Below are 16776 nucleotides of genomic sequence, written 5' to 3'. Positions count from 1 at the left end.
AATCCGCGGCGTCCGGCTTAGACTCGGAGCGTGGTGTCGCGGCCCGCGGTGTTCCTGGATCGTGACGGCACCCTGACCGAGGAAGTCGGGTACGTCAACCACCCGCGGCGGCTCCGACTCCTGCCACGCTCGGCCCGAGCGATCCGCCGCCTGAACGAGGTGGGTGTCGCCGCGATCGTCGTCACCAACCAGGCGGGGGTCGCGCGCGGCTACTTCTCCGAGGAAGTCCTCCAGGCGGTGAACGCGGCGCTCGTCGCTCAGCTCAAGGCCGAGGGCGCGCACCTCGACGCGATCTACGTCTGCCCGCATCACCCGACCGAGGGCGAGCCGCCCTACCGGCTCGACTGCGACTGCCGCAAGCCGAAGCCCGGGCTTCTCCACCGCGCCGCCGCCGACCACGGCCTCGACCTCACCCGCTCGACGCTCGTGAGCGACAGGCCGTCCGACCTCGTCGCGGCGCGCGCCGTCGGCGCCGCGGCGGTGCTCGTGCTCACGGGCTACGGCCTCGGCGAGTGGGAGTACCGGCGCGCGCGCTTTCCCCTCGAGCCCGACCACGTCGCGCCGGACCTGCTCGACGCGGTCGAGTGGGTGCTCGCGAGGCGCCGGGCGTGACGGACGTGACGGCCGGCATGCGCGCGGCGATCGACGGCTTCGGCGCGCGCACCGTCGTCGTCGTCGGCGACCTGATCGAGGACGAGTACCTCTTCGGCAAGCCCGCGCGCATCTCGCGCGAGGCCCCGGTGCTGATCCTGCGCTTCGCCCAGCGTGAGGTGCTGCTGGGCGGCGCGGCGAACGCCGCCCACAACGTCCAGGCGCTCGGCGCGCGCGTCGTCCCGCTCGGCGTCGTCGGGCGGGACGCCGCCGGCGACGAGCTGGCCGCGCTCTTCCGCGCGGCCGGGATGCCGACCGACGGGATCGTCGCCGAGGCCGGCCGGACGACCCCCGTGAAGACGCGCGTCATGGCGGGCGGCTACCAGTCCACGCGTCAGCAGGTGGTGCGCCTCGACCGCGAGCCCGCCAGCGAGCTCACGCCCGTGACCGAGGACGCGCTGCTCGGGCGCCTCGCCACGCTGGGCGCGCGCGCCGACGCGATCCTCGTCTCCGACTACGGGTACGGCACGCTCACGCCGCGCGTCTTCGAGGGCGTCCGGGCGGCGGCGCGCCGGACCGGCGCGGTCGTCAGCGTGGACAGCCGCTACCAGCTCCCGCGCTTCACCGGCGTCACCGCGGCCACGCCCAACGAGGCCGAGCTCGAGCAGCTCACCGGGATGCCCGCCGACGACGAGCGGGGCGTGGAGAAGGCGGGCCGCCAGCTCCTCGAGCGCCTGGACGCGCGGCTGCTCCTCGTCACGCGCGGGAGCCAGGGCATGGCCCTCCTCGAGCGCGACGGGGCCACGACCTTCATCCCGATCCACGGCACCGACGAGATCGCCGACGTGACCGGCGCGGGCGACACGGTGATCGGCACGTTCACGCTCGCGCTCGCGTGCCGGGCCGCGCCCGCGGACGCGGCCGCGCTCGCCAACGTCGCCGGCGGCCTCGTCGTCATGAAGCGCGGGACGGCGACGGTCCCGCGCGACGAGCTCCGGAAGGCCCTGGGTCTGTGACGGGAGCAGTGCGAGCTGAGCTGCTCGGCAGCGAGGCGAGCCCGTGACCCTGGACGAGGCCGCGGCGCTCGCCGAGCGGCTTCGGGCCGAGGGAAAGCGCATCGTCCTCGCCAACGGCTGCTTCGACCTCCTCCACGTCGGCCACGTCCGGTACCTCGCCGCCGCCCGGCGCCTGGGCGACGTGCTCTTCGTCGGCCTCAACTCCGACCCGACGGTGGCGCGCCTGAAGGGCCCGGGCCGCCCCCTCATGCCCGCCGCGGAGCGCGCCGAGATGCTCCTGGCGCTCCGCCACGTGGACCACGTCGTCGTCTTCGACGACGAGCGCGCCGACCGGCTGATCGAGCGGATCCGCCCCGACGTCCACGCCAAGGGCACCGACTACACGCAGGCCGCAGTACCCGAAGCGGCGACCGTGCGGAAGGTCGGCGGCCGCGTCGCGGTCGTCGGCGACCCGAAGGACCATTCCACGCGCGACCTCATCGCGCGCATCGTCGGGCGGTTCAGGTGAACATCGCCCTGGTCAAGCTCTCCTCGCTCGGCGACGTGGTGCACGCGCTGCCCGCCGCCGGGGCGCTCCGCGCGCGCTTCCCGCGCGCGCGCCTCGCGTGGATCGTCGAGCGGCACGAGGCCGCCGTGCTCCGGGGGAACCCGGCGCTCGACGAGGTCGTCCCCGTGGACACGCGCGGCTGGCGGCGGGTGCGCACGCCGCTCGGCGCGGCGCGCGCCGCGGGGGAGCTTGCCGAGCTCCGGCGCCACCTCGCCGCCGCGCGCTTCGACGTCGCGGTGGACCTCCAGGGCCTCGTGAAGAGCGGCGTGCTCGCGGCGGCGACCCGGGCGCCCCTCCGCATCGGCCTCGCGGCGAGGCGCTGCCGGGAGCCGCTCGCCGCGCTCTTCACCAACCACCGCGTGACGCCGCCGGCCGCCGCGCGGCACGTCGTGGAGCAGTGCCTCGCTCTGCTCGAGCCGCTCGGGGTGTCGGGCGCGCGCGTCGAGTTCCCGCTGCCGTGCGACGCCGCCGCCGAGGCACGGGCGGACGAGCTCCTGGCGGCGGCCGGCTTGAAGCCGCGCGACCGCCTCGTCGTCCTGAACCCGGGGGCGGGGAGGGCCGACAAGCGCTGGCCCGCCGAGCGGTTCCGCGACCTCGGGGGCCGGCTCACCACCGAGGCGGGCGCGCGGGTGCTCGTCGTCTGGGGACCGGAGGAGCGGGCGCTCGCCGAGGCGGTGGCCGGTGGCCGCCTGGCGCTGGCGCCGCCCACCGACCTCGACGCGCTGATCGCGGTCCTCCGCCGCGCGAGCGTGGTCGTCGCGGGCGACACCGGACCGCTTCACGTGGCCGCGGCGCTCGGCGTGCCCTGCGTGGGGCTCTACGGGCCCACGTCGGCCGAGCGGAACGGGCCCTGGCGCCAGCGGGCGCTCGAGAGCCCGGACGGGCGGCTTCCGTCCCTCGCCGTGGCGCCGGTCTTCGAGGCGGTCGCGGAGGCGCTGGGCCCGTGAGGCCGCGGGTCTCGGTGGTCGTGGTCACGCTCGACGAGGAGGAGCGGCTGCGCGCGTGCCTCGAGAGCGCCGTGTGGGCCGACGAGCTCGTGGTCGTGGACGCCGAGTCCACCGACAAGACCGTCGAGGTCGCGCGCGAGTTCACCGACCGGGTCATCGTCCGGCCCTGGCCCGGCTTCGCCGCCCAGAAGAACTTCGGCCTGGCCCAGGCGACCGGCGACTGGGTCCTCTCCCTGGACGCCGACGAGGAGGTCCCGCGCGAGCTCCGGGACGAGATCCTCGCCACGGTCGCGGGTGAGGCGCCGTGCGCGGGCTACCGGATCCCCCGCCGGAACGTCATGTGGGGGCGCTCCATGCGCCACGGCGGCCTCTATCCCGACTGGCAGCTCCGCCTGTTCCAGCGCGGCCGGGGCCGCTTCGTCGAGCGCGCCGTTCACGAGTCGGTCGAGGTCACGGGGCGGGTCGGGCGCCTCCAGGCGCCCCTCGTCCACCGGAGCTACCGCGACCTCGCCCACTTCGTGGCGCGCGCCGACCGCTACTCGACGCTCGCGGCCGAGGACTGGGTCCGGAGCGGGCGCCGCGCGCGGGTGGGGGACCTCGTCCTCCGGCCGGCCGGGCGGTTCCTCTCCATGTACGTCGCCCGCGGGGGGTTCCTCGACGGCTGGCGAGGCTTCCTTCTCGCGGTGCTCTACGCGTACTATGTGTTCATCCGTTCGGCGAAGGTCTGGGAGAGGACGAGGCTCGGATGACCAAGGCGAAGGAACGTGTGCTGTCCGGCATGCGCCCCTCGGGGAAGATCCATCTCGGCAACTATCTCGGGGCGCTGAAGAACTGGGTGGGCCTGCAGGACGCTTACGACTGCTATTACTTCGCGGCCGACTGGCACGCGCTCACCGACGACACGGACACGTCGACCGTCCCGGGAGACACGGTCGAGATGCTCGCAGACTGGCTCGGGGCGGGGCTGGACCCGGAGCGCTCGACGCTGTTCATCCAGTCCCTCGTGCCCGAGCACGCGGAGCTCCACCTGCTGTTCTCGATGGTCACGCCGGTGGCGTGGCTCGAGCGCGTGCCGACCTACAAGGAGCGGATCGAGCAGCAGGGGATCGCGTCGCCCTCGTACGGGCTGCTCGGCTACCCGCTCCTTCAGGCGGCGGACATCCTCATGTACAAGCCGCGCTGGGTACCCGTCGGCATCGATCAGGTCCCGCACGTCGAGCTGACCCGTGAGGTGGCGCGGCGGTTCAACCACGCCTTCAAGCCGGTCTTCCCCGAGCCGGACGCGAAGCTGACGGAGATCCCGAAGGTTCCGGGCACGGACGGGCGGAAGATGTCGAAATCCCTCGGCAACGCGATCCTCCTCTCGGATCCACCCGAGGAGATCGCGCGGAAGGTCAAGCCGATGGTCACCGACCCCGCGCGCAAGCGGCGCACCGATCCCGGCAATCCCGACATCTGTCCCGTCTTCGACCTCCACAAGATCTTCACGCCGTCGGCCGACCGCGAGTACTGCGCGACGGGCTGCCGGACGGCGGCCATCGGCTGCCTCGACTGCAAGGACGTGCTGCTCAAGCACATGCTCCCGCCGCTCGAGAAGATCCGCGCGCGGCGGCAGGCCTACGCCGAGAAGCCGGACGCGATCAAAGAGATCCTCTACGAGGGCTCCAAACGCGCGCGCGCGGTCGCCCAGACGACGATGGGCGAGGTCCGCGCCGCCGTGGGCCTACTGCCATGAGCGCGGAGGAGGCGCCTACGCTCGACGCCGGCCGCGATCTGACGCTGCGCGTGGGGGAGTTCGAGGGCCCGTTCGACCTCCTGCTCCACCTCTGCCGCACCAACGAGATCGACCTCGCGCGCCTGCCGGTGCGGACGATCACCGACCAGTACCTCGCCCACCTCGAGGCCCTGGAGTTCCGCGACCTCGAGATCGCGGGCGGCTGGCTCGTGATGGCGGCGACGCTCATCTACCTCAAGTCGAAGCTGCTGGTGCCCCCCGACGAGACCGCCGCCGAGGTCCTCGACGAGGAGGGCGAGGCGCTGCGCCTCGAGCTGGAGGAGCGCCTCCGCGAGTATGCGCACGTGAAGGCGCTCGGCGCCCGGCTCGCGGAGCGCGAGACCGAGCAGGCGCTCGTGTGGGGGCGGCCGTCGAGCACCCTGCCGCTGCCCGAGGATGTGCCGCTCGAGGACCTCTCGGTTCACCTCCTCGAGCGCGCCGTGCGCCGGCTGATCGAGGAGCAGCTCCGGCGGAAGCCCCGCGAGATCGAGCCGAACCCGCCCTCGATCCTCGAGCGGATGGCCGAGATCCTGGTGCTGCTCCGCGACACGTGGTCGCTGCTGTTCTCGTCGCTCGCGGGCGGCGAGCGCCAGCGCTCGGAGATCGTCGTCACGCTCCTGGCCGTGCTCGAGCTCGTGCGCCTCGGGAAGATCAAGACGCAGCAGAGCGAGCTCTTCGGGGAAATCGTGATCGAACGCCAGAACGGGGAGACCCATGCCGACGCCAGTTGACGTCGTCGAAGCCCTGCTGTTCGCGTCCGACACGCCGCTGGAAGCGGAGCGCATCCGCGACGTGCTCGACCTCGAGAGCGCGCAGGCCGCGCGCGGGCTGGTCGAGGAGCTACGCCTGCGCTATCAGGAGCGCGGCCTCATGATCGTCGAGGTGGGCGGCGGCTACCGCATGGTGACGCGGCCCGAGCTCGCCCCCTGGCTCGTCAAGCTCGCGCGCGCGCGGACGAAGCAGCGCCTGTCGCGGCCCGCGCTCGAGACGCTCGCGATCATCGCCTACAAGCAGCCGGTGTCGCGGCCCGAGGTGGACGCGATCCGCGGCGTCAACTCCGAGGCGGTCCTCGAGAACCTCCTCGAGCGGCGGCTCGTCCGCATCGCCGGGCGCAAGGACGCCCCCGGGCGGCCGTACCTCTTCGAAACGACGCGCGAGTTCATGGTCGCGTTCGGCCTCCGCGACCTCGGCGACCTGCCGAGGGTCGAGGGTGAGCTGGTCGTGCCGGAGCTCGCCGCGGTCGCCGAGCATGGCGAAGCTCCGACTCAACAAGATCCTGGCGCAGGCGGGGCTGACGTCCCGGCGGGGGGGTGACCGCCTGATCGCCGAGGGCCACGTCGCGGTCAACGGCGTGGTCCTGGCGAGCCCAGCCACGCTCGCCGATCCCGAGACCGACGTCATCACCGTCGACGGGCGCCCGCTCCCGCCCGCCGAGTCCCGCGCGTACGTGCTGCTCCACAAGCCCCGCGGGTACGTCACGACGCGCTCCGACCCGCAGGGCCGCCCGGTGGTCACCGACCTGGTACCGGCGGGCGTCCGGCTCTACCCGGTCGGCCGCCTCGACTGGGACGTCGAGGGCGCACTCCTCCTGACGAACGACGGGCCGCTCACGCATCGCCTCCTTCACCCCCGCTACGAGCTCCCGCGCGTCTACGAGGCCCTGGTGGAAGGGCGGGTGGGGCGGGCCGACCTCGAACGCTGGCGTCGTGGCGTCGCGCTCGCCGACGGGCCCGCGACGCCGCTCGCCGTGGAGCTCCTCGGGGCGTCCGCGCGGGCGAGCCGGATGAGGCTCACGTTCACCGAGGGCCGCAAGCACGAGGTGAAGCGCTATTGCGAGGCCCTGGGCCACCGGGTCGCGCGGCTCCGGCGCGTCGCCTTCGGGCCGATCGGGCTCGGCGACCTCCGGCCCGGCGCCTCGCGCCGCCTGACGCCGCGCGAGGTGCGGGCGCTGCGCGCGGCCGTGGCCGAGCCCCGGCGCCCCTGACTTGCTCTTGCCAGACGCGTGGGCCTATAATCCCGGGATACGATTCGAGCTCGGTTCGCAGGAGTTTCTATGAACCTGGACGATTGGCGTTCCAGGATCAATGACCTCGACGACCAAATCCTCAAGCTCCTTACCCAACGCGCCGAGGCCGCCCGCCAGATCGGAGACCTCAAACGACGTCAGGACGCGCCGTCCTATGTCCCGGAGCGTGAAGTCGAGATCCTGCGCCGCCTGACGGCGGCGAGCGCCCGCCCGCTCACCCCCGAGGCCGTCGGCGCCATCTGGCGCGAGATCCTGGCCGCCTGCCGGGCGCTCGAGGCCGAGCTCACGGTGGCCTACCTCGGGCCGCAGGCGACCTTTACCCACCTGGCCGCGCTCCAGCACTTCGGCGCGGGCGCGGGCTGCCGCCCCGCGCGCTCCATCGGCGAGGTCTTCGACGACGTGGCGCGGGGGCGGGCGGACTACGGCGTCGTGCCGGTGGAGAACAGCACGGAGGGCGCGGTCAACATCACCCTCGACCGGCTGAGCGTGTCGGAGGTCCTGATCTGCGGCGAGCTCCGGCTCGAGATCGCCCAGCAGCTCCTGTCGCGGGCGGCGGACCTCGGCGAGATCAAGCGCGTCGCTTCGCACCCCCAGGCGCTCGCGCAGTGCCGCGGCTGGCTCGGCGAGCACCTGCCCGACGTGGTGACCGAGGAGACACTGTCCACCGCCGCCGCCGCGGAGCTGGCCGCGACCGACCCGGCCGTCGCGGCGATCGCCTCGGAGCTCGCCGCGCGGCTCTACGGCGTGCCGGTCCTCCGCTCGCGCGTCGAGGACAACCCGCACAACACGACGCGCTTCCTCGTCGTCGGGCGGCAGTCGGTGGCGCCGACCGGCCGCGACAAGACGACGATCCTCTTCGCGATGCGCAACGAGCCCGGCGCGCTCTACCGGATCCTCGAGCCGCTCGCCCGGGCGGGGATCAACCTCACCAAGATCGAGTCGCGCCCGGCCAAGCAGGGGCCCTGGGAGTACGTCATCTTCGTCGACCTCGAAGGGCACCGCGACACCCCCGGCGTCGCGTCGGTGCTGCGTGAGGTCGGGGAGCGGACCCTCCACCTGAAGATCCTCGGGTCCTACCCGGCCGCATAAGGAGAGAGCATGCCTACGCAGTGGGAATCCCTCGCGAACGAACACATCCTGGGGATCGCGCCCTACGAGCCCGGCAAGCCCATCGAGGAGCTCGAGCGCGAGTTCGGCATCCCGGACGCGATCAAGCTCGCCTCGAACGAGAACCCGCTGCCGCCCTCCGACCGCGTGCAGAAGGCGATCCTCGCGGTGCTGCACCACGGCAACCGCTATCCGGACGGCAGCGGTTTCTACCTCCGCCAGGCGCTCGCCAAGAAGCACGGCTTCATGCCCGAGCAGATCGTGCTCGGCAACGGCTCGAACGAGCTGATCGAGCTGCTCGTGCGCGCGTTCCTGCGGCCGGGCGACGAGGCGGTCATGCCGCACCCGTCGTTCGTCGTCTACCCGATGATCGTCCAGGCGGCCGGGGGCGTCCGCGTCATGGTCATGCTCAAGGAGTACCGGCTCGACCTCGAGGCCATGGCGCGCGCGATGACGCCGATGACGAAGCTCGTGTTCATCGCGAACCCGAACAATCCGACGGCCACGATCGTCACGGCCGACGAGGTCGAGCACTTCATGGCGCGGGTGCCCGAGCGCACGATCGTCGTCTTCGACGAGGCCTACATCGAGTTCGCGCTCGGCCCCGACTTCCCGGAGGTGCTCCAGTACGTGAAGCAGGGCCGCAAGGTGATCGTCCTCCGGACCTTCTCGAAGGCCGCGAGCCTCGCCGGGCTGCGCGTCGGCTACGGCGTCGCGGACGCGGACGCGATCTCGCTCATGAACCGCATCCGCCAGCCCTTCAACGTCAACTCGCTCGCGCAGGCGGCGGGGCTCGCGGCGCTCGAGGACGAGGCGCACATCATGGAGTGCGTCCGGATGATCGAGGCCGGGCGCCACTACCTCTACGACGAGTTCAAGAACCTGGGCGTCTCCTACGTGCCCTCGCGCGCGAACTTCATCCTCGTGGACGTCGGGCGGAGCGCCGCGGACATCTTCCAGAAGCTCCTCCAGCACGGCGTGATCGTGCGCCCGCTGACGCCCTTCGGGATGGAGACCGCGCTCCGCATCACCGTCGGGACCCCGGAGGAGAACCGCAAGCTCGTGAAGGCGCTCCAGGCCGTGCTGGGGAAGCGACCCGCGTGATCCGGACGCTCGCGATCGTCGGCGTGGGCCTGCTCGGAGGCTCGGTCGCCAAGGCGGCCCGGGCCGGCGCGCTCGCGCGCTCGATCGTGGGCGTGGGCCGCGACCGCGCGCGCCTCGAGGCGGCGCTGCGCGACGGGGCGATCGACCGCGTCACCACCGACCTCGAGGCGGGGGTGGGCGGCGCCGACTTCGTCCTGCTCGCCGCGCCGGTGCTGGCGATCGAGGCCCTGCTCGAGCGCGTCTGGCGCGCGGCGGCCGACGGCGCGACGCTGACCGACGTGGGCTCCACGAAGGCGGCCATCGTCCGCCGCGCCGAGGGGCTCGCCGCGGGGCGACCGCTCGCGTTCGTGGGCAGCCACCCCATGGCCGGCTCGGAGAAGAGCGGCTACGGCGTGGCGCGCCCCGACCTCTTCCAGGGCGCGCTCGTGCTCGTGACGCCCACCGATCGGACCGAGCCGCGGGCGCTCAAGGCCGTGACGGGGTTCTGGGAGGCGCTGGGCGCCCGCGTCGACGCGCTCGAGCCGGAGGCGCACGACGCCGCGGTCGCCGCGATCAGCCACCTGCCGCACGCGGTCGCCGACGCGCTGATGGATGCGGTCGCGCGCTCGGCGCCGGAGGCGCTCGGGTTCGCCGCGCGGGGCTTCAAGGACATGACGCGGATCGCGGCGTCCGATCCGGACATGTGGGCCGACATCTTCGTCGCGAACCGCGAGGCGGTCGGGCGGAGCCTCGACGCCTTCCGCCGGGCGCTCGACGAGCTCGCGCGCGCGATCGCGGGGGGCTCCCGCGACGAGCTCCGCGCGCGGCTCGCGCGCGTCAAGGCCGCGCGGGAGGCGCTCCGGTGAGGTTCCGCGTGCGCCCGGTGACGCGCCTCGAGGGCACGGCGCAGGTGCCGGGCGACAAGTCGATCTCCCACCGGGCGGCGCTCCTCGGGGCGCTCGCCGACGGGGCGACGGAGGTGCACGGCTACCTCGAGGCGGAGGACTGCCTCCGGACGATCGCCGCCGTCCAGGCGCTCGGCGCCGACGTCACCCGGAAGGGGCCCGGGCACTACCGGATCGTCGGTGCGGGGCTCCATGGCCTCCAGGAGCCCGGCGACGTCGTGGACTGCGGCAACTCCGGCACGAGCGCGCGGCTCCTGCTCGGCGTGCTCGCGGGTCAGCCGTTCTGGACGATGCTGACGGGCGACGAGTCGCTCAGGCGCCGGCCGATGGGTCGCGTCGCCGAACCGCTCGCGCGGATGGGCGCGACGCTCGTCGGGCGCAAGGACGCGACGCGCCTGCCGCTGGCGATCAAGGGGCTGCGGCGGCTCCGGGCGCTCGCCTACGTCTCGCCGGTGGCGTCGGCGCAGGTGAAGTCGGCGATCCTGCTCGCCGGGCTCTACGCCGACGGGCCGGTCTCGGTCACCGAGCCCGCGCGGTCGCGCGACCACTCGGAGCGCATGCTCCGCCGGTTCGGCGCGCGGCTCTCCGTCGAGGGCACGACGGTGACGCTCACGCCGGGCGAGCTCGCCGCGACGACCGTGCACGTGCCGGGGGACGTCTCGTCGGCGGCCTTTCTCCTGGTGGCCGGCGCGATCGTCGGCGCCGGGCGCGTGACCGTCGCGGGCGTGGGCGTGAACCCGACGCGCACCGGCGTGCTCGACGTCCTCGAGGCGATGGGCGCGCGGCTCGAGGGCGCGCGCGGCGCCGCGGGCGACGAGGGCGAGCCCGCGGCGAGCCTCACGGTGGGCGCCTCCCCGCTCCGGGCGACGGCGATCGGCGGCGCGCTCGTGCCGCGGCTCATCGACGAGGTCCCGGCGCTCGCCGTGGCGGCGGCGGTCGCGCGCGGGGTCACGACCATCACCGACGCGGCGGAGCTGCGCGTGAAGGAGTCGGACCGGATCGCGATGCTCGCGCGCGAGCTCGGCAAGATGGGCGTCCGCGTCGAGGAGCGGCCCGACGGCATGGCGATCGCGGGCCCGCAGCGCTTCCGCGGCGCCCGGGTGTCGAGCGGCGGTGACCACCGCATGGCCATGGCGCTCGCCGTCGCGGGGCTGGTGGCCGACGGGGAGACGCTGGTGGACGACACGGCGTGCGTGGCGACGTCGTTCCCCCAGTTCGCCGAGACGCTCAACGCGCTCGCGGGGACGCAGGCCGTGGTCGCGGAGGATGAGTAGTGCGAGGGAGCCGGTGATCACGATCGATGGTCCGGCCGGCGCGGGCAAGAGCACGGCGGCGCGGCTGCTCGCCCGGCGCCTGGGCTACAAGCTCGTGCCGACGGGCATGATGTACCGCGCGGTCGCGTTCGGCGTCCTCCGGGACGGGGCGCCGCGCCACGAGGGGCCCGAGCTCTCGGCCTACCTCGCGTCCGTCGAGGTCCGGATGGCCGACGGGCGGGTGCTGCTGAACGGCGTGGACGTGACGGCCGAGGTCCAGAGCCAGGAGGTTGCGCAGGCGACGTCGCTCCTCACGATGCTCCCGGTCGTGCGCGAGAAGGTCACGCCGCTGCAGCGGCGGGAGGCCGCCGGGGGCGGCGCCATCCTCGAGGGCCGCGACACGGGCACGGTCGTGTGGCCGGAGGCCGAGGTGAAGTTCTTCCTGACCGCGTCGCTCGAGGCGCGGGCGCGCCGGCGGCACGCCGAGCTGATCGCCCGGGGCGTGTCGCGGCCGCTCGGCGCGGTGCGCGAGGAGCTGCGCGCGCGCGACGAGCAGGACACGACGCGCGCCCTCGCGCCGCTCCGGCGGGCGCCGGGCGCGATCGAGCTGGACACGTCGGACCTCACGATGGACGAGGTGGTCGAGCGGATGCTCGCGGAGGTCGAGCGCAAATGCTCTACCGGGCGGTGAAGCCGGTCGCGCGGGCGCTCCTGCGCCTCCTGTTCCGGCTCGAGGTGGTGCACCCGGAGCGCGTGCCCGGGGCGGGCCCGCTCCTGCTCGTCGCGAACCACTCGAGCTTCCTCGACCCGCCGCTGGTGGGGAGCACCTGCCCGCGACGGCTCGCGTTCCTGGCGAAGGCGGAGCTCTTCCGCATTCCGCTCTTCGGCCGCCTCCTCCACGCCCTCGGCGCGCGGCCGATCCGGCGCGAGGGCGCGGATCCGGCGGCGCTGCGCACCGCGCTGCGCGTGCTCGAGGCGGAGGGGGCGCTGCTGATCTTCCCGGAGGGCACGCGCGGCGACGAGGGCGCGCTGCGGCCGGCGAAGGCGGGGGCGGGGATGCTGGCCGTGATGAGCGGCGCCTCGGTGGTGCCCGTGTACGTGAGCGGCAGCGGGCGCGCCTGGCCGCGGGGCCGGCGCCTCCCGCGGCCGGCGAAGGTGCGGGTGACGTTCGGGGAGCCGCTCCGCTTCGCGGCGCCGCGCGGCGCCGGCCGCAAGCACACGTACGAGACCGCGAGCCGCCAGATGATGGCGGCGATCGCGAGCCTGAGAGATTCCCCGGCGGCGGGGGCGACGACGGCGCCGCGGCTCTTCGCACAAATCCAATGACTGGAGGAACCGGAGGCATGAAGAAGGACGAACCACGCAGCACCCTGGCCGGGTCGGGAAAGGAGGCCGAGGACCCGGCCGAGGAGCGGATGGAGGACTGGTACCGCGAGGGCGTCACCAGCGAGTTCGAGGAGGGCGAGGTCGTCCGCGGCCGCGTCGTCCACGTCGGCACGAGCGAGGTGCTCGTCGACGTCGGCTACAAGAGCGAGGGCGCGATCCCCATCGAGGAGTTCCATCGCCACGGGACGCTGCCCAAGGTCGGCGAGGAGATCGAGGTGTACCTCGAGGCCAAGGAGGACTCCGAGGGCCTGATCGTCCTCTCGAAGGACAAGGCCGACAAGATCAAGGTGTGGGATGCCATCACCCAGGCCCACGAGAAGGGCCTGCCGGTGGAGGGCCGGGTCGTCGAGGTCGTCAAGGGCGGCCTCGCGGTGGACGTGGGGGTCAAGGCGTTCCTGCCGGGCTCGCAGGTGGACCTCCGGCCGGTCAAGAACCTCGCCGCGATGGTCGGCCAGAGCATCCGCGCGAAGGTCATCAAGCTCAACCGCCGGCGCGGCAACGTGGTGCTCTCGCGCCGCGCCGTGCTGGAGGAGGAGCGCGAGGAGAAGAAGAAGCACACGCTCGAGATCCTGTCCGAGGGCATGGTGCTGACGGGCACGGTGAAGAACATCACCGACTACGGCGCCTTCATCGACCTCGGCGGCATCGACGGGCTCCTGCACGTGACCGACATGAGCTGGGGCCGCGTCGGCCACCCCTCGGAGATCTTCCAGGTCGGCGACCAGGTGGAGGTCGTCGTCCTCCACTTCGACCGCGAGACGGGCCGCGTGTCGCTCGGCTACAAGCAGAAGTCGTCGGACCCGTGGGAGCGCGTCGAGAAGACCTACGCCCCCGGCACCAAGGCGCGCGGCCGGGTCGTGAGCCTCACCAACTACGGCGCGTTCATCGAGCTCGAGCCCGGCGTCGAGGGCCTCGTGCACGTCTCCGAGATGTCGTGGACGCGGCGCGTCCGGCACCCCTCGAAGCTCGTCAACGTCGGCGACGAGGTCGAGGTGATCGTGCTCGACGTCAACCGCGCGGGCAAGCGGATCTCGCTCGGCATGAAGCAGGTCGAGGCGGATCCGTGGGCGACGATCGAGGAGCGCTACAAGCCCGGCACGCGCATCATGGGCAAGGTGCGCAACCTCACCGACTTCGGCGCGTTCGTCGAGCTCGAGCCGGGCGTGGACGGCCTGCTCCACATCTCCGACATGTCCTGGACGCGGAGCGTCGGCCACCCGTCGGAGATCCTCAAGAAGGGGCAGGACATCGAAACCGTGATCCTGAACCTCGATCGCGAGAACAAGCGCATCTCCCTCGGGTTCAAGCAGATCCAGCCCGACCCGTGGTCCACGGTGGCGCAGCGCTTCCCGATGGGCTCGCGCGTGACGGGCAAGGTCGTCCGGCTCACCGACTTCGGCGCGTTCGTCGAGCTCGAGCCGGGCGTGGACGGGCTCCTGCACATCTCCCAGATGTCGAGCCGGCCGATCGGCCGGCCCGACGAGATCGTCAGCGTCGGCGACGAGCTCACGCTGCTCGTGATCCGCGTGGACGCCAACGAGCGGCGCATCGGGCTCTCCCTCAAGGAGCTGGCCCATGCGATCGAGCCGCCGAAGGTGACGGACGAGCGTACCGAACGCGGCCGTCGCGGCAAGAAGGGCAAGCCCCGCGACGACTATGACTACGAAGACGAGAGCTAGCCCCGGGCGCCGGTGGGCCCTGCTCGGGGTCGCGCTGGCGGTCTACCTCGGGGTGGGCGGCCTCCTCGTCGTCGCCCTCGCGTCGCTCGGGCGGCCCGGCCCCGCCGGGGGCGGGGCGATCTTCGGCGAGCGCGTCGCGGTCGTCGAGCTCGAGGGGCTCATCGTGGACGTGGAGGAGCTCATCCGCGAGCTCCGGGGCCATCGCGACAACCCGGCGGTGCGCGCGGTCGTGATCCGCATCAACAGCCCGGGCGGCGTCGTGGCGCCGACCCAGGAGCTCCACGCGGCGCTCAAGCGCGTGCACGACGCCGGCAAACCGGTGGTCGCGTCGCTCGGCGCCGTGGCGGCATCGGGCGGCTACTACGTCGCCGTCGCCGCCGACCGGATCTACGCGGATCCCGGCACCCTCACGGGCTCGATCGGCGTCATCATGCAGATGGCGAGCCTCCACGAGCTCCTGAAGAAGGTCGGCGTGGACTACGTGATCGTCAAGGCGGGGGAGTACAAGGACATCGGCAGCTTCGCCCGGCCGATGACGCCCGACGAGCGGCGCATGCTGCAGGCGCTGCTCGACGACGTGCACGGCCAGTTCATCGCCGCCGTCGTGGCGGGGCGCAAGCTCGAGCGCGCCGACGTGCTCCGCTTCGCCGACGGGCGCATCGTCTCCGGCAGCCAGGCCAAGGACCTCCGGATGGTCGACGCGCTCGGCGGCCTCGAGGAGGCCATCGAGGGCGCCGCGACGCTCGCGGGGCTCCCGAAGCCTCCGCGGGTCGTCGGACCCCGGCGAAAGTTCTCGGTCATCGATCTCCTGCGGAACGAGCTCGGCCTCGGCGGGTTCGGGGCGTTCCGCGGGTCACTGCCGCTCTTCAAAACGCCGCTCTACCTGATGGACTGAGGCCAGCGATTGACCACCGATCGCTCGAGTAGGTTCTGAAGCTCCGCTTTCCAAGCTGCTGTCAGCACGAACCTTCTGCTCCCGATCTAGTCTCGGCGCCGGCGCCCTTCCGAAGCGGCAACAGCGCGAGACGGTGGGATTTTCCTCGGCGCGCCGGGCCCCCTCTGGGTGCCCGCGAGCGATGTGGCCTAACTCCCTGTGCTGCTTGACATTCTTTTCGCTCGCGTGCTAGCTTGCCGTGAAGCCAGGAGGCGTGGATTCCTCCGGAAGGAACGGAGTCGACGATGACCAAAGCCGACCTGATCGACGAGGTCTCGAAGATCTCGAGCCTGACGAAGAAAGAGACGGAGACGATCGTCAACACGATCTTCGACAACATCACCGACGCGCTGTCGAAGGGCGACAAGGTCGAGCTCAGGGGCTTCGGCAGTTTCCGGATCCGTCACCGCAACTCGCGCAAGGGGCGGAACCCCAAGACCGGGACGAGCGTGGACGTCCCCCAGAAGCGGGTGCCGTTCTTCAAGGTGGGCAAGCGGCTGCGAGAGCTCGTCAACGGGTGAACCGGCCTCGGGCGGCGTGAAACGCCTCTGGGCGCCCTGGCGCATGGGCTACGTGGGCGCGGGCGGGGCGCCGCCCTCCGAATGCGTGTTCTGCTCGGCCCTGGCGGCGCCCGACGACCGTAAGAACCTGGTCCTCCACCGGGCCGCGCACGCCTTCCTGGTCCTGAACGCCTACCCGTACGCGCCCGGCCACCTCATGGCCGTGCTCAACCGGCATGTGGGCACGCTCGCCGAGGCGCGGGCGGACGAAGTGGCGGAGATGATGGAGCTCGTCGCCAGGGCGATCACGCTCCTGACCGTCGAGTACCGCGCCGAGGGGTTCAACGTCGGCTGGAACCAGGGCCGGGTCGCGGGCGCGGGGATCACCGACCACCTGCACGTCCACGTCGTGCCGCGCTGGAGCGGCGACACGAACTTCATGCCGGTCTTCGCCGACGTGCGCGTCATGCCCGAGGCGCTCGAGGCGACGTACGACCGGCTCCGGGGACGCCTCGTTGCCTGACCGGCCCGGCGAGCCCACGCCGATGATGCGGCAGTATCGGGACCTCAAGCGCCGCTACCCCGACCACCTGCTGCTGTTCCGCCTCGGCGACTTCTACGAGATGTTCTTCGAGGACGCCGAGCTGGCGTCGCGCCTCCTGCAGATCACGCTCACGTCGCGGCAGGACGCGCCGATGGCCGGCATCCCCCACCACGCCGCCGACGGCTACATCGCGCGGCTCGTCCGCGCGGGCCGGAAGATCGCGGTGTGCGAGCAGCTCGAGGCGCCGGGCCAGGCGAAGAAGCTGCTGAAGCGCGACGTCGTGAGGATCATCACGCCGGGGACCATCACCGACACGGCGTACCTCGCCGGCGCCGCGAACAACTTCCTCCTCGCCGTGGTGCGGAGCCGCGAGGCGACGGGCGTCGCGCTCGTGGACGTCTCGACCGGCGAGTTCTGGGCGGGGGAGGACGCGGGGCGCGAGGACGCGACGCTCGCGGCGGTCCTCGTGCGCCGGCCCGCCGAG

General features: G+C 72.9%; 20 protein-coding genes. All 20 read left to right on the top strand.

The window, feature by feature from the left end; translation table 11 throughout:
• Positions 1-30: 30 nt before the first annotated feature.
• A complete protein-coding gene (locus VKG64_09650; protein HKB25304.1) occupies positions 31-612 on the top strand; it encodes an HAD family hydrolase in 582 nt (193 codons plus the stop codon).
• Positions 609-1607 (top strand): PfkB family carbohydrate kinase, encoded by a 999-nt coding sequence (locus VKG64_09645; GenBank protein HKB25303.1) that lies wholly within the window; start codon positions 609-611, stop codon positions 1605-1607. Before VKG64_09650 ends, VKG64_09645 begins: the two co-directional genes overlap by 4 nt.
• Positions 1608-1650: 43 nt before the next feature.
• Positions 1651-2115, top strand: a complete 465-nt coding sequence (locus VKG64_09640; protein HKB25302.1) for an adenylyltransferase/cytidyltransferase family protein — start codon at positions 1651-1653, stop codon at positions 2113-2115.
• Entirely contained in the window at positions 2112-3101 is a 990-nt protein-coding gene (waaC, locus tag VKG64_09635) for a lipopolysaccharide heptosyltransferase I (GenBank protein HKB25301.1), read from the top strand. The genes VKG64_09640 and waaC overlap by 4 nt, the downstream gene beginning before the upstream one ends.
• Positions 3098-3850, top strand: a complete 753-nt coding sequence (locus VKG64_09630) for a glycosyltransferase family 2 protein (protein ID HKB25300.1) — start codon at positions 3098-3100, stop codon at positions 3848-3850. Before waaC ends, VKG64_09630 begins: the two co-directional genes overlap by 4 nt.
• Positions 3847-4836: a tryptophan--tRNA ligase gene (gene trpS / locus VKG64_09625; protein ID HKB25299.1), complete on the top strand. Its 990-nt coding sequence runs from the start codon at positions 3847-3849 to the stop codon at positions 4834-4836. The genes VKG64_09630 and trpS overlap by 4 nt, the downstream gene beginning before the upstream one ends.
• The gene (locus tag VKG64_09620) at positions 4833-5606 is read left to right on the top strand and encodes a segregation/condensation protein A (GenBank protein HKB25298.1); all 774 of its coding nucleotides are present in this window, start codon (positions 4833-4835) and stop codon (positions 5604-5606) included. The genes trpS and VKG64_09620 overlap by 4 nt, the downstream gene beginning before the upstream one ends.
• Positions 5590-6189 (top strand): SMC-Scp complex subunit ScpB, encoded by a 600-nt coding sequence (gene scpB / locus VKG64_09615; GenBank protein ID HKB25297.1) that lies wholly within the window; start codon positions 5590-5592, stop codon positions 6187-6189. The genes VKG64_09620 and scpB overlap by 17 nt, the downstream gene beginning before the upstream one ends.
• On the top strand, positions 6125-6859 hold the full coding sequence (locus VKG64_09610) for a pseudouridine synthase (GenBank protein HKB25296.1): 735 nt from the start codon (positions 6125-6127) through the stop codon (positions 6857-6859). Before scpB ends, VKG64_09610 begins: the two co-directional genes overlap by 65 nt.
• A gap of 69 nt (positions 6860-6928) precedes the next feature.
• The gene (pheA, locus tag VKG64_09605; protein HKB25295.1) at positions 6929-7990 is read left to right on the top strand and encodes a prephenate dehydratase; all 1062 of its coding nucleotides are present in this window, start codon (positions 6929-6931) and stop codon (positions 7988-7990) included.
• Between the two features lie 9 nt (positions 7991-7999).
• Positions 8000-9112 carry a histidinol-phosphate transaminase gene (gene hisC / locus VKG64_09600; protein ID HKB25294.1) on the top strand — a complete coding sequence of 371 codons (1113 nt, stop codon included), beginning with the start codon at positions 8000-8002 and terminating at the stop codon, positions 9110-9112.
• Positions 9109-9957 (top strand): prephenate dehydrogenase/arogenate dehydrogenase family protein, encoded by an 849-nt coding sequence (locus VKG64_09595; GenBank protein HKB25293.1) that lies wholly within the window; start codon positions 9109-9111, stop codon positions 9955-9957. Before hisC ends, VKG64_09595 begins: the two co-directional genes overlap by 4 nt.
• Entirely contained in the window at positions 9954-11270 is a 1317-nt protein-coding gene (gene aroA / locus VKG64_09590) for a 3-phosphoshikimate 1-carboxyvinyltransferase (protein HKB25292.1), read from the top strand. Before VKG64_09595 ends, aroA begins: the two co-directional genes overlap by 4 nt.
• Before the next feature lie 13 nt (positions 11271-11283).
• Entirely contained in the window at positions 11284-11940 is a 657-nt protein-coding gene (gene cmk / locus VKG64_09585; GenBank protein ID HKB25291.1) for a (d)CMP kinase, read from the top strand.
• Complete coding sequence (locus tag VKG64_09580) at positions 11922-12575, top strand: lysophospholipid acyltransferase family protein (GenBank protein ID HKB25290.1); 654 nt, start codon at positions 11922-11924, stop codon at positions 12573-12575. The genes cmk and VKG64_09580 overlap by 19 nt, the downstream gene beginning before the upstream one ends.
• Positions 12576-12592: 17 nt before the next feature.
• Positions 12593-14314 carry a 30S ribosomal protein S1 gene (locus VKG64_09575; GenBank protein HKB25289.1) on the top strand — a complete coding sequence of 574 codons (1722 nt, stop codon included), beginning with the start codon at positions 12593-12595 and terminating at the stop codon, positions 14312-14314.
• Positions 14292-15209, top strand: coding sequence for a signal peptide peptidase SppA (sppA, locus tag VKG64_09570; protein HKB25288.1), 918 nt, complete (start codon positions 14292-14294; stop codon positions 15207-15209). Before VKG64_09575 ends, sppA begins: the two co-directional genes overlap by 23 nt.
• A 284-nt stretch (positions 15210-15493) precedes the next feature.
• Positions 15494-15769, top strand: a complete 276-nt coding sequence (locus tag VKG64_09565) for an integration host factor subunit beta (protein ID HKB25287.1) — start codon at positions 15494-15496, stop codon at positions 15767-15769.
• A gap of 16 nt (positions 15770-15785) precedes the next feature.
• Positions 15786-16271: an HIT domain-containing protein gene (locus VKG64_09560; protein ID HKB25286.1), complete on the top strand. Its 486-nt coding sequence runs from the start codon at positions 15786-15788 to the stop codon at positions 16269-16271.
• A gap of 22 nt (positions 16272-16293) precedes the next feature.
• On the top strand, positions 16294-16776 hold a 483-nt coding region (locus VKG64_09555), incomplete at its 3' end, for a DNA mismatch repair protein MutS (protein HKB25285.1).

It is taken from the genome of Candidatus Methylomirabilota bacterium (assembly GCA_035260325.1).
Taxonomy (GTDB): domain Bacteria; phylum Methylomirabilota; class Methylomirabilia; order Rokubacteriales; family CSP1-6; genus AR19.
This window is presented reverse-complemented; position numbering and strand designations above follow the sequence as displayed.

Coding starts and splice junctions, on each gene's coding strand:
- trpS (HKB25299.1), top strand. CDS start 3,847: ATGACCAAGGCGAAGGAACGTGTGCTGTCCGGCATGCGCCCCTCGGGG.
- VKG64_09620 (HKB25298.1), top strand. CDS start 4,833: ATGAGCGCGGAGGAGGCGCCTACGCTCGACGCCGGCCGCGATCTGACG.
- scpB (HKB25297.1), top strand. CDS start 5,590: ATGCCGACGCCAGTTGACGTCGTCGAAGCCCTGCTGTTCGCGTCCGAC.
- VKG64_09610 (HKB25296.1), top strand. CDS start 6,125: ATGGCGAAGCTCCGACTCAACAAGATCCTGGCGCAGGCGGGGCTGACG.
- pheA (HKB25295.1), top strand. CDS start 6,929: ATGAACCTGGACGATTGGCGTTCCAGGATCAATGACCTCGACGACCAA.
- hisC (HKB25294.1), top strand. CDS start 8,000: ATGCCTACGCAGTGGGAATCCCTCGCGAACGAACACATCCTGGGGATC.
- VKG64_09580 (HKB25290.1), top strand. CDS start 11,922: ATGCTCTACCGGGCGGTGAAGCCGGTCGCGCGGGCGCTCCTGCGCCTC.
- VKG64_09575 (HKB25289.1), top strand. CDS start 12,593: ATGAAGAAGGACGAACCACGCAGCACCCTGGCCGGGTCGGGAAAGGAG.
- sppA (HKB25288.1), top strand. CDS start 14,292: ATGACTACGAAGACGAGAGCTAGCCCCGGGCGCCGGTGGGCCCTGCTC.
- VKG64_09565 (HKB25287.1), top strand. CDS start 15,494: ATGACCAAAGCCGACCTGATCGACGAGGTCTCGAAGATCTCGAGCCTG.